Origin of the sequence: Marinobacter sp. M1C, from assembly GCF_023314135.1 — a bacterium.
In the GTDB taxonomy this organism is placed as follows: domain Bacteria; phylum Pseudomonadota; class Gammaproteobacteria; order Pseudomonadales; family Oleiphilaceae; genus Marinobacter.
In genome coordinates, this window is sequence record NZ_CP092289.1 from 1,206,153 (window position 1) to 1,217,575 (window position 11,423).

Annotated in this window: 9 protein-coding genes; 6 read left to right on the forward strand and 3 right to left on the reverse strand. The window is 50.9% G+C overall.

Annotation, left to right across the window (positions count from 1 at the left end):
* Positions 1 to 225: 225 nt before the first annotated feature.
* Entirely contained in the window at positions 226 to 1,413 is a 1,188-nt protein-coding gene (locus tag MIH19_RS05920; RefSeq protein WP_249007983.1) for a Fic family protein, read from the reverse strand.
* 502 nt (positions 1,414 to 1,915) lie between these two features.
* Here MIH19_RS05920 and MIH19_RS05925 point away from each other — a divergent pair.
* Both MIH19_RS05925 and MIH19_RS05930 read left to right on the forward strand, forming a co-directional pair.
* On the forward strand, positions 1,916 to 2,212 hold the full coding sequence (locus MIH19_RS05925; RefSeq protein ID WP_249014199.1) for a hypothetical protein: 297 nt from the start codon (positions 1,916 to 1,918) through the stop codon (positions 2,210 to 2,212).
* Between the two features lie 37 nt (positions 2,213 to 2,249).
* Positions 2,250 to 4,580, forward strand: a complete 2,331-nt coding sequence (locus MIH19_RS05930; protein WP_249007985.1) for a DEAD/DEAH box helicase — start codon at positions 2,250 to 2,252, stop codon at positions 4,578 to 4,580.
* Between the two features lie 649 nt (positions 4,581 to 5,229).
* Here the strand turns inward: MIH19_RS05930 and MIH19_RS05935 are convergent.
* Both MIH19_RS05935 and MIH19_RS05940 read right to left on the reverse strand, forming a co-directional pair.
* The gene (locus MIH19_RS05935; RefSeq protein WP_249007986.1) at positions 5,230 to 5,952 is read right to left on the reverse strand and encodes a nucleotidyl transferase AbiEii/AbiGii toxin family protein; all 723 of its coding nucleotides are present in this window, start codon (positions 5,950 to 5,952) and stop codon (positions 5,230 to 5,232) included.
* Between the two features lie 10 nt (positions 5,953 to 5,962).
* On the reverse strand, positions 5,963 to 6,631 hold the full coding sequence (locus MIH19_RS05940; RefSeq protein WP_249007987.1) for a transcriptional regulator: 669 nt from the start codon (positions 6,629 to 6,631) through the stop codon (positions 5,963 to 5,965).
* A 496-nt stretch (positions 6,632 to 7,127) separates the two neighbouring features.
* On the opposite strand from MIH19_RS05940, the gene MIH19_RS05945 reads away from it, so the two are divergent.
* The 4 genes from MIH19_RS05945 (at position 7,128) to wecA (ending at position 11,235) form a co-directional block, all read left to right on the forward strand.
* Positions 7,128 to 8,150 carry an NAD-dependent epimerase/dehydratase family protein gene (locus MIH19_RS05945; protein WP_249007988.1) on the forward strand — a complete coding sequence of 341 codons (1,023 nt, stop codon included), beginning with the start codon at positions 7,128 to 7,130 and terminating at the stop codon, positions 8,148 to 8,150.
* Between the two features lie 36 nt (positions 8,151 to 8,186).
* Positions 8,187 to 8,930 carry a YdcF family protein gene (locus MIH19_RS05950; protein WP_249007989.1) on the forward strand — a complete coding sequence of 248 codons (744 nt, stop codon included), beginning with the start codon at positions 8,187 to 8,189 and terminating at the stop codon, positions 8,928 to 8,930.
* A gap of 215 nt (positions 8,931 to 9,145) precedes the next feature.
* Entirely contained in the window at positions 9,146 to 10,189 is a 1,044-nt protein-coding gene (locus MIH19_RS05955; RefSeq protein WP_249008953.1) for an SDR family oxidoreductase, read from the forward strand.
* Positions 10,186 to 11,235 carry a UDP-N-acetylglucosamine--undecaprenyl-phosphate N-acetylglucosaminephosphotransferase gene (gene wecA, locus MIH19_RS05960; RefSeq protein WP_249007990.1) on the forward strand — a complete coding sequence of 350 codons (1,050 nt, stop codon included), beginning with the start codon at positions 10,186 to 10,188 and terminating at the stop codon, positions 11,233 to 11,235. The genes MIH19_RS05955 and wecA overlap by 4 nt, the downstream gene beginning before the upstream one ends.
* The last annotated feature ends 188 nt before the right edge of the window (positions 11,236 to 11,423 follow it).

Here is an 11,423-nt window from a genome sequence, read left to right on the forward strand (position 1 = left end):
AGCTAACGTCTGGTAAAGATTATCCGAAGCAGGCGCCGGCAGCCACCGGATTCACGCGAGTTATTTCTTCAGCTCCCCGCATCCCAGGCAATACCTAAACAAAAGCGAACTTTCTCGGCCCCTCTTTCGCCAATTTTTAAGCCATTAAAGTCTTGGAATACTCCGCAGAAATGTTCGCAGTAATGGGGTAGAGCCCCTCGGGGTCGGGCTTTTCCATGGAACCACCTACTGGGGTGAGAGTTTGGGGAAATAGACTGGCTCAGCATGTTCCGGAACAGACCAAAGAAGTGGCGAGCGACTATCCTTTGGGTCTGCATCGACCAGCAAGCCTTGATCGCGAAGCTTTTTAAGCAGTCGCCGGGCAGTCCGCTCATCACGCTCCCCAGTTAATGTCAGGGCATCAGACCTTGAGATCGATCCCTGAATGAACGCCTGATACAGAACCCATATAGAAGCGGGTTTCAGGTCATCCCTGCTCGCCACGAAGTCTTCGATTCGACGTTTCATCGATTTCAGGTTCAGAAGTTCTGAAATATAGCTGACTTGGTCAACGGAGGTGTCCAGAACGAAATGACAGAATCGGGCCAGACCAAGCTCACTGAGCGGGCCTCTGCCATCGGTTTGGCCCTGCTGGACGGCGTCAGCTTGAGCCAAGTTGCTTTTGTACTTCTCGGAGTAAATCGCAAGCCCACGGCTCAAACACCAGACGCCTACGCTTTCCAGTCCAGCCGCCCGGAATGCCGCATCCGTCCAAAGACGAACAACTCGGCCATTGCCATCCAGGAATGGGTGGATCCAGAGGAATCGGTGGTGTGCAGCTGCGATTGCGATCAGACGTCGATCACCTTGGTGTCTGACGCTTTTATATTCGTTGCAGAACTGCGTCATTAGCTGTTCCAGGTGTTCGGCATCAGGCGGTATGTGCCGACCAACCTTTACCCCTCGATCCCTGAACTTTCCACCCTCAACCCAGGCGACTTCCCCCGTTTCATCCAGCTCGACCTTTTTAAGATCGCTAGGCAAGTCCCTGTAGAATCGGCGATGCAGCTCTTTGATGAAGTCCACGGAAATAACTTCTCCCAGACTCCGATCCTCAGAAGCTATCCACGCCTGTACGTCGATGTGGGAAAGAGACTCAATCTGTTTGTCCCGAGCAACCGGATCGTCCTCAAAATTTCCCCGCTGGGCCTCGCGGATCTGGTGAGGAAGGGTTCGATTGCCTTCAATCAGATTGCTGTAGTACGAGTTGATGACAGCCATGTGCCGGCGCAACGTATCCGCTGTCTCCGGCTCAAGCTGGCCGGCGACCTGAGCGGCCTTCCTGTTCAGGATGCTGGCCAGATCGAGAAGCCCCTCTTCCGTACAGGATTTCTCGTTTGGCGCAAAAGGCGCGGCACTCATCCAGGATGTCATCTGATACCTTAATTCGTGTAGTGATTCTGAGTTTCTGACCGGCAGTTTGTCCGGGTATTTGTCCGGTATTCTGACCGGTTGCCAGCAGCGGCACAGAGTTCCCGCTGACGGCAATATATTTGCCTTGGAGCCATTATAAATAGGCACTGACACCATTTCCAGTTTTTTGGAGCTCCGTTTTATCTGGTCATATTTGCTGTTTTACTGTCCGGCCAAGTGACCGGCAATTTGTCCGGCAAAAACTTGTTTGGCTCTCTTAATCTTTTATGGAGGGAAACCACTCGAATTTTGAGTTCTTGATCTATCCAAGAACAGAGTCAGAGGCTGGGATCTCGCCAGCTCTGGGTGAACCTTATAGGTGGTTAGGGCCAAATATTTATCAAACGTTATTATTCATACACCGAAAACCTTGTTGGAGCAAAGGCTACACCAAGTTGTTGCTGGCGCATTGGATCTGATTGAAGAGCATCGTATCCGGGCTGAGGAACAGGAATGCAGACGCTTGGCGTGGCAAGATGCAAAAGATCGGCATGACCGCCAAGTGGAGTTTGGCAAACTTGAGCTGGAACAACTTGAGAGATTGAAGACGAACGCTGCGCAGTGGCTGAAAACCGAACGGTTACGACAATATATCGATGCGGTAGAACAGTCTGCGGTCAGGAATGGCGAGCTAAGCGAGAAGCTTACGGTCTGGATTAGCTGGGCGCGGATAAAAGCAGATTGCATTGACCCATTGGTAGCGGTATCCGATGCTATTCTGGACACCTCGGAACTAAGGTCGCCGGGCTACTATTACTGAATGGGTGGGTTTCACTTGTTAGGAGTCAAGTATCCGAATGGAAGAAGAGCTCGCAGCCATTGCACTGAAGTTATCCGAGCTTGAGAAGGAAAAGGCAGCCCTTCTTTCCCGGAGAAATGAGCTTTATCGCATTGCGCAACGTCCCGCAGGAGCGCAGCTAACACCCGTTCAAAAAGCCGAACTGTTCCAGAAGCTCTTTCGTGGCAGGAGCGATGTCTATGCGTTTCGCTGGCAGGGTTATGGTGGCCGTTCCGGTTATGCTGTTGCCTGTGAGAATGAGTGGGTACCGGGCATCTGTCAGAAACCCCGGATCAAGTGCGGGGAGTGCCCGCACAAAAATTTCAAGCCTCTGGATTTCAATGCGGTGTATGACCACTTGTCCGGCAAGCATGTGGTTGGGTTATATCCTTTGTTGCCGAACAGTTCCTGTTATCTCCTGGCTGTAGATTTTGATAAGGAGGACTGGAGGGCGGACGTTCGTGCGTTGGCCCAAGCTTGTCGTGGTGAAGGCATCCCTTATCTTGTTGAGGTCTCCCGCTCCGGTGCTGGTGCACACCTATGGGTCTTCTTTTCGGACGCCGTACCGGCCTGGTCTGCGAGGGCTTTGGGGTTCAAGCTGCTGGATCAAGCCATGGAACGCCACCCGGGCTTGTCCTTTGAGTCCTATGACCGTTTATTTCCCAACCAGGACACGATGCCCGATGGTGGGTTTGGCAATTTGATTGCTCTTCCGCTTCAACATCAGGCGCGAAGTCGTGGATGTACTGTTTTCGTCGATGATGAGCTAAATCCTTACTCGGATCAGTGGGCACAACTCAGTCGGCAAAAGACACTTTCACCGGTCCAGCTTGGAGAGATGGTCGGAAATGAGCCTGGAACTGAAGTTAGAGAAGAGGTGGTGTTGCCGTGGGAACAGTCGTTAACGGTCGGGACTGATATGATTTCAGGATGCCCTGAGATCATCACGCTCACTCTGGCCAATCACATATACATCAAGTTGTCAGACCTACCGGGGAAGCTGGCTGCGCGAATTAAGCGCATGGCGAGTTTTGCCAATCCGGTATTTTTCAAAACCCAGGCACTTCGTTTCTCAACTCACGGAATCCCTCGCTACATATCCTGTGCCCGGATTGAGCAAGGTTATCTCTCGGTACCGAGAGGCTGCTTTGATGAGCTTCAAGTATTATTGCTGGAACAAGGTATAACGGTAGACATCGATGATCGCAGGACCCAAGGACAGCCTCTGGAGGCTGTCAGCCTGAAAGCAACGTTGCGTGGTGATCAGAAGGCGGCTGTAAAGTTGCTTGCCGCCCACGATACCGGAATACTTCATGCTCCGACCGCTTTCGGCAAAACCGTAACCGCCATTGGCATTGTGGCCAAGCGGCAGGTCAACACACTGATCCTCACTCACAGTCGCCAATTGCTTGATCAATGGAAGGAGCGCCTGGAAACCTTCCTTGAAGGCGCCTCCGTGGGGGTAATTGGCGGTGGCAAGAAGAAACCTACCGGTCAGATCGACGTTGCAACCTATCAAAGCCTGATTAATAAGAACGACAATACGGTGTTAAACCTAGTCCGGGAATATGGCCAGATCATCATCGATGAATGTCACCATATCTCAGCTCCCCGTTATGAGATGCTGCTAAACGAAGTCTGCGCCCGATATGTCGTAGGCCTTACTGCAACGCCTGACCGCCAGGATGGCCACCAAAAAATCATGTTTATGGTTGCGGGACCCGTTCGCCATAAAGTCCGGGCTGATCATGGTTCCCGGTTTGTCCAACGCGTTATCGTTCGAGAGCGTCACGAAATGCCCCCCATTGACATCTGCCAGTCTGGTCAGCGGCCTCACATAGCATCAGTTTACCGTTGGCTTGCCGAGAGTAACGCCCGGAATCAGGGCATTGTTCAGGATGTCGTACGCTGTGCGCAAAACCAGGCAAACTGCCTTCTGCTGACTGAACGACGAGAGCATGCTGAGACGCTGGCAAAGCTGCTGGAGGCTGAATCCGTCTCGTCGGTCGTGTTGCGAGGAGGGATGCGTGTCAGAGAGCGCCGGGCGACGGACGCGCAGTTACATGAAGCACAGGTTGTCGTTGCAACCGGAAAATTCATCGGAGAAGGTTTTGACTTGCCTCGACTGGACACTTTATTTTTAGCTCTGCCCATCGCCTGGAAGGGAACGCTGTCGCAGTACGCTGGCAGAATCCATCGGGATGTTGACGGCAAGCAGGAAGTCACTGTCTATGACTACTTGGATACTGGCCTACCCATGCTTGAGCGCATGTTCCGAAAACGAGAGAAAGGCTACAAGGCGATGGGGTATCAGCTGGAGTCTTCTGAGCATCAATCCAGGTTGCTCTAGGCTTTAATACAAGCAATTACCCCTCTCAAGTTATCAAAACCTTAGCTGAAAGAGCCTGTGGTTTGTTGGCTCAGCCCAGGGAGTAATGACCGATTTGGTTTGCTTTCAAGACGTATGTGATTGGACTCGATGTTTTAAAATCAAAATCGTCTTGAGTTGTAAGGTTGCATGGGTTGGCGCTGATGGGGCAAGAGGTTACTTTACTGCAGCAAAGTGGGCTCTGAATGCATGAGCTTAGCGCTGTCGCCGTCAGAATAGTGTCCACTTATCCAATGTACATTCAGCATGAACAGCGCGGTGTGTTGAGGAATAAGAATAGAATCTAAGTTTTATCAAACTTTATTGTCAGCGGTTGATTAGAGTATCGTGCGGCTAGGACGAAAAAGTATCAAACTTTCACATCTTTGAATGTTGAAAATGCGTGAAATTGCGGGTTATTTTTATCAAACTTTAATACACTCTGACAGCAATTGTGGAATCGTAATAAAGTCGGTAACAATATTATAGAGTTGGTAACTCTTTCCCGGTGGTTATGTACGTCAACCTCGACGCTGTTTTTTCTGGCGACACTATGGTTCCCGTGGCGCAAAGGATTCGCTGGTCGAGCGATGGTTTTGACCATAAAGCACCCCATTCACAATAGAATCACTCAGGGCTGAAACAAGATCAAATTGCTGTCGTCCCCGCGGTTATCATTCCACTTCTCGATAACATCCAGATCACCATAAAGGCGCCCATTCAGAATACTATCCACCTTATAGGCGTCTGCGTAGCGCATCATAAGCGCTTCAGTATCCGCAAAAAAGACCTCAAGATCGCTAATGGTTTCATCCGACAGATCATCTTCGTACTCACTGGCAATAAACGCCAAGTCGTGCAGATCCCTTGCTGCTGTTCGATACGGCATCTCCGGGTTTGCTTGAGCCGCGAGTAACTTGAGTCGGGCTATCTCGTCAATGTTGTAAACCCTGATACCGTTTAGCTCTTGGACAACACTCGGATCAGGTAACCGTCTGGCCGAAATCTCCAGCTTCACACTTACCGGCATCTTTTCCCCCGGCAATTTGAATAAGGCGCGAGCACGATGGGTTGTATCAGTCATTTTGAGATCAGCAAATTTACTCAGCTCAATTCCTTCTCCCTGCTTGTTAAGTTTTTTCAGGCCATCCTTACAAATGCTTTCAAGGTTCAGGTGCGTTTTCAGTTCACGCAAAAGATCGAAGTCCAAACCCTCACTGAACCGGTCTATCTGGTAGCAGAGCATCAAGGCGGTGCCACCCTTCAGCACCAAAGGCTTATTTCCCGCTCCGATTACCTCACAGATCGCCCTCATGATCTTTGCGTGGGCTTTTTCGCGCTCAGACAGTTTCATGGCCACCACCCTAATGATTTATCCACTTGAGCATCGTGCTTGCCCCCTTAGAAGACAGGAACGGGCGAAAGTCCTTCACCCACTGCTGAACCTTGCCCATGTTCACCACATCATCGATATCGCTGACTTGGATGTTAGGCATTGGTTTCTGGCGCACTTCGAAGAAGTGATACATCAGATCGAACAACGCACGCTCATGTGTCGCTGACCAGATCCGTGCAACCTTGACCCCGAGACTTTTGATTTCTTCTGTCGCATCCCAGAGCTCATGAGCCCCGAAAAGATGACTGGCGCCATTGATGCCTGCACCGGCTATCTGCCAACGACTTGGATTGGACAATGATGATGAATACCAGAGCGCCGGCATTTCGCCTTCTTTAGCCAGTGATAGTGCTGAGGCCCCGGTGAGGTAGTGCTGTGGAACCGAAGGATTGGACGCAGGCGAGGTCATGACCAAATCAAACAGCCACTGAAGACCTAATGCCTGAGCGACAGCACAGTAACTGCCAAATGCTACCGAAGGATCACCCTTTTCAATTTTCGTCAGCGTCCGCCGTGATATATCAACGCGGTCAGAAAGTTCGCTGCCACTTTCCGTGCCCCGAGCCAAAGCAATAGAGCGCCCCAATTCTTCATAGAAGGGCTGCGACATCTCCTTTAATGCTACGGCCGTACTCATGATTGATCCTCCAGTAACCGTCAAATACGCGCAACATTATACGCATGGCAGTATTATGCCACATTTAGTAGGGATGTAGAAAGCAAGTGTTTACCCTGTAAATGTGAATTCCCTGGCCATGACGAAAACGAAGCTTGCCAAATTCACTCTGGATACAGGCTGGGGAATGCTGGAAATCATATTAACGAGGTAACCAGAGTCTTAGCCTGAAATTGGAAGCTGGAATTCGTCGTGCCAGCCAAGTTTTAATAGTTACCGACTTTATTATCATGCAGTGCCAGCTCTGCTACTTGGGCCGACTCCAAAGTTACCAACTTTATTTTCGTCACGTCGATGTTGAGGTTAAAATGCGTGCCCTACAGCAACTTTTAGTTACCAACTTTATTCCTATCCCACAGCAATGTGCCTAGACGCTATTATCAGCCCGCCATCTGGACCGAATTAGTGAAAATTGGCTCGTAAATGCCTATCTTAATTTTTTCTGCATGAGGATTTTATGACAAAGTATCAAGAACTAAAAAATACGCTGGCCGGTACTCCTAAAATCTGGTTAATCACTGGTATAGCCGGTTTCATTGGCTCTAATCTGTTGGAGCACTTGCTGAAGCTCGACCAAACCGTTGTGGGTCTTGATAACTTTGCCACAGGGCACCAGCACAATCTGGATGAGGTGCAGTCCCTGGTCACTGAGTCGCAGTGGGCAAGGTTTCGGTTTATGGAAGGGGATATTGGCAATCTGGTGGATTGTCAGATCTCTTGTAGGGGAGTCGATTATGTGCTCCATCAAGCTGCTTTGGGTTCTGTTCCACGCTCTATTAATGACCCCATTGCCACCAATGCTGCTAACGTTTCCGGTTTTCTTAATATGCTCGTGGCGGCGCGGGATGCCGGGGTGCAGAGTTTTACTTATGCCGCATCCAGCTCTACTTATGGCGATCACTCCGCCTTGCCCAAGGTAGAGGGTGTGATTGGTAAGCCGCTGTCGCCCTACGCGGTGACCAAGTATGTGAATGAACTCTACGCCGACGTGTTTGCGCGCACCTATGGGTTTAAGGCTACGGGGCTGCGCTATTTCAATGTGTTTGGCCAGCGCCAGGATCCAAATGGGGCCTATGCGGCGGTTATTCCCAAGTGGGCTGCGGCCATGATTGCGGGCGAGTCGGTCTATGTGAATGGCGATGGCGAAACCAGTCGGGATTTTTGTTTTATCGAGAACGCGGTGCAGGCGAATCTTTTGGCGGCGACTGCACACGAGGCTGCAAGGGGCGAGGTTTACAACGTTGCTTTTGGTGACCGAACCACGCTGAATATTTTGTTTGAATCTCTCGCACGCGCACTGACAATTCTTGGGCGCCCTTACGAAAAACAGCCGGTGTATCGAGAGTTTCGGGTGGGTGATGTTCGGCACTCCCAGGCCAGTATTGAAAAAGCTAAAGACAACTTGGGATATGTGCCCGAATTTCCGATTCAAGAGGGCATAACCAAAGCGATGCCCTGGTACCGCGCCAACGTCGATTGAAGAATTTAATCCTCCGTGTAGCTATCGGGTACCCGTATGTTTTTTATGTCAAAACTCGTCATATTTTTAATTTCCCCACTGGGCAGTGCGTTGCTCTTGGGAAGCTTTGCTTTGCTGTGTTCGGCTTTGCGTTTCCGTCGCCTGGCGATGGCGTGCGGGTTGTTTGCATTGTTGTGGCTGTGGGGCTGGTCTTTACCGGTGGTGAGTTTGTGGGCGCAGCAACATCTGGAGGCGCCTTACCCTGCGTTGACGATGAAGCAGTTGCCCAGTGCTGCAGCAGCTGTGGTGTTGGGTGGGGGTGTTCGCCCTGCGAGTTATCAGGAGGATTATCCAGACCTGGGGAGCAGTGCCGACCGGGTGTGGCATGCGGCCAGGCTTTTTCATGCGGGTAAGGTGCCATTGTTGGTGCTGGCGGGTGGCAGCGACGATCGGTTTAGCCGCATGTCAGAGGCAGAGGCGATGCGCATTCTGTTAGCGGATTTTGGAGTGCCTGCTTCGGCAATGGTGTTGGAGGAACGAAGCCGTACCACGGGCGAGAATGCGGTGTTTGTACGCGAAATTTTGGCAAAACGGCAGATTGATCGGGTGTTGCTGGTGACCTCGGCTTTGCACATGTCCCGCGCGTTGGCGTTGTTTCAGGGGGTGGGATTAGAGGTGATTGCCGTAGCGACGGACCACAGTGCCTATCCCGCACCGCGCTGGCGGCTATGGTTGCCGTCGGCCAGGGCGCTGGATGACAGCGCTGCGGCGCTGAAGGAGTGGGTTGGGCGCCTGGTATAAAGCGGGGGCAGATTCATTTTTTAAAAGGGGACAGATTTGAAATCTGTCCCCTTTTTCTTTTTTCCTCTCTGTCATTAATTTGGCGGCATTTTTTTGCCTAAAAAGTACTTGAAACGAGTAATTGTCGCAATGTATTCTACTCATAATGAACTTATGTATTCTTTTTTAGGTTTATAAGCCGATGTCGACTGCATTTTGATAAGGATGATCTGATGATGAATGCGTTTTTAATCCGCCGTAACCACCTTAGGGAGAACCCTAAGGTGTGGTTAGTGACTGGCGTAGCCGGTTTTATTGGCTCTCATTTGCTGCAGTGGCTGCTGGAGAATGGCCAGTCTGTGGTGGGACTGGACAACTACGCAACCGGGCACCCGAAAAATCTGGCCGAAGTGCGGAATTTGTTTGAGCCGATGCAATGGAAAAATTTCCTGTTTATCGAAGGTGACATCTGCGATCTGCAGACCTGCAAAGACGCGGTGAATGGTGTGGACCATGTTCTGCACCAAGCGGCGCTGGGTTCGGTGCCGCGCTCCCTAGCGGATCCTATTAATACCCATAACGCCAACATCACTGGCTTTTTGAATGTGTTGGTGGCTGCCCAAGAGGAAGGCGTATCAAGTTTTACCTACGCCGCGTCTAGTTCCACCTATGGTGATCATCCGGCGTTGCCAAAAGTCGAAGACCAGATTGGTCAGCCTTTGTCGCCTTACGCAGTGACCAAACTGGTTAACGAGCAATACGCGGCGGTATTTGCGCACAGTTACAAATTTAATTGCATAGGGCTGCGGTATTTCAATGTGTTCGGTCCGCGCCAAGATCCCAATGGCCTGTGTGCGGCGGTTATCCCAAAGTGGACAGACGCCATGCTGGCGGATAATCCAGTGAATATTAATGGTGATGGTGAAACGTCTCGCGATTTCTGTTTTGTGGCCAACGCGGTGCAGGCCAATATTTTGGCCGCTACAGCGGAAGAAAGTTATAAAAACGAGGTTTATAACGTTGCCATTGGCGATTGCACGTCGTTGATCCAGCTCTTCGATGTAATTGCCAAAGTGTTGGCAATTAACGGCATTCATTACAAGCAAGAACCGGTTTACAACGACTTCCGCGCCGGCGATGTGCGCCATTCGCAGGCGGATACCTCCAAAATCTCCCGCTGTCTGGGATACAAGCCTAGCCACAACATTTTTACCGGTCTGGCTGTGGCCGTGCCCTGGTATATGGCCAGGCACCCGCAACGTTTGGTAGTTGCATTATGAATACGCTTTTTTTTCTTTCGACAGCGATAGGTGCTGCGTTTTTGGCATTGATGGTGTTTAAAGCGCTTGCGCCCGCGATGGGTTTATTAGATACGCCTTGCGAGCGTAAACAGCACGTCGGCGCAGTTCCGCTTGTTGGCGGAATCAGTGTGTTCGTCGGTTTGCTGTCGGCGTGGTTTTTGTGGATGCCGCTGATGTCTGAATACGTGGTGTTCTGGCTGTGCGCGCTGTTGCTGATGGTAGTGGGTGCTCTGGACGATGCGCGTGACCTGTCGGCGCGGTTCCGCCTGCTGATTCAAGTGGTATTGGGCGCTGTGCTGGTGATTTACTCGGGGGTGCACATTACGCATCTTGGGGATTTGGTTGGGTTTGGGATGATTGAGTTGGGGTGGGTGGGGCCATTTTTGACCATTGCCGCGATTATTGGTGCCACTAATGCGTTTAATATGACCGACGGCATTGACGGCCTGGCGGGTAGTTTGACGCTGATAACACTGGTTTCTTTGATTGCATTGTATGCTGCTAACAGCAGTATGTTGGTGGAAACTATGTTCGCAGCGGGTCTGGCATTGGCGATGGTGCCTTACCTGATGGCAAATTTGCGCATAGGCCCTTGGCGCTGCAAAGTTTTCATGGGTGATGCAGGTTCGATGTTCATCGGCTTTTCCGTTGTGTGGTTGTTGGCTGAGGGAGTTAGCCAAGATGCGCCGGCTATTCGCCCGGTAACGGCACTGTGGATTATTGCGGTACCGTTGATGGACATGGTGGCCGTGATGATTCGCCGCTTAAGCCGCGGGCAGTCGGTGATGACAGCAGGCCGTGACCATCTGCATCATATTTTTTTGCGTGCAGGGTTGAGCGACAAAGAAACTCTAATTTTAGTCACACTTCTGGCGATGATAATGGCCTTTGTCGGTTTGATTGGTGAACTGTATAAGGTTCCGGAAGTGTTGATGTTGCTAGCGTTTTTGATGGTGTTTGTCGTGTATGAATGGGTGCTACGGCAAGCATGGCGCTCTATGGTTGTTTTGCCAATCAAAGAATAAAAATACAGTTTAGTCGGTTCGTTTAAAACCCCTCCCCGGTGAAAGTCGGGGAGGGGTTTCTATTTTATGGGTTCAGTTATTTGTACATTGCGCTGAGAAGTTCGTTGGTGCTGTTGTTCGCTTCGGGAAAGCGTTACCACGCGGATCTCAATGGGGCGTACAACATCGCTGCCCGAGGGGAGTGGTCA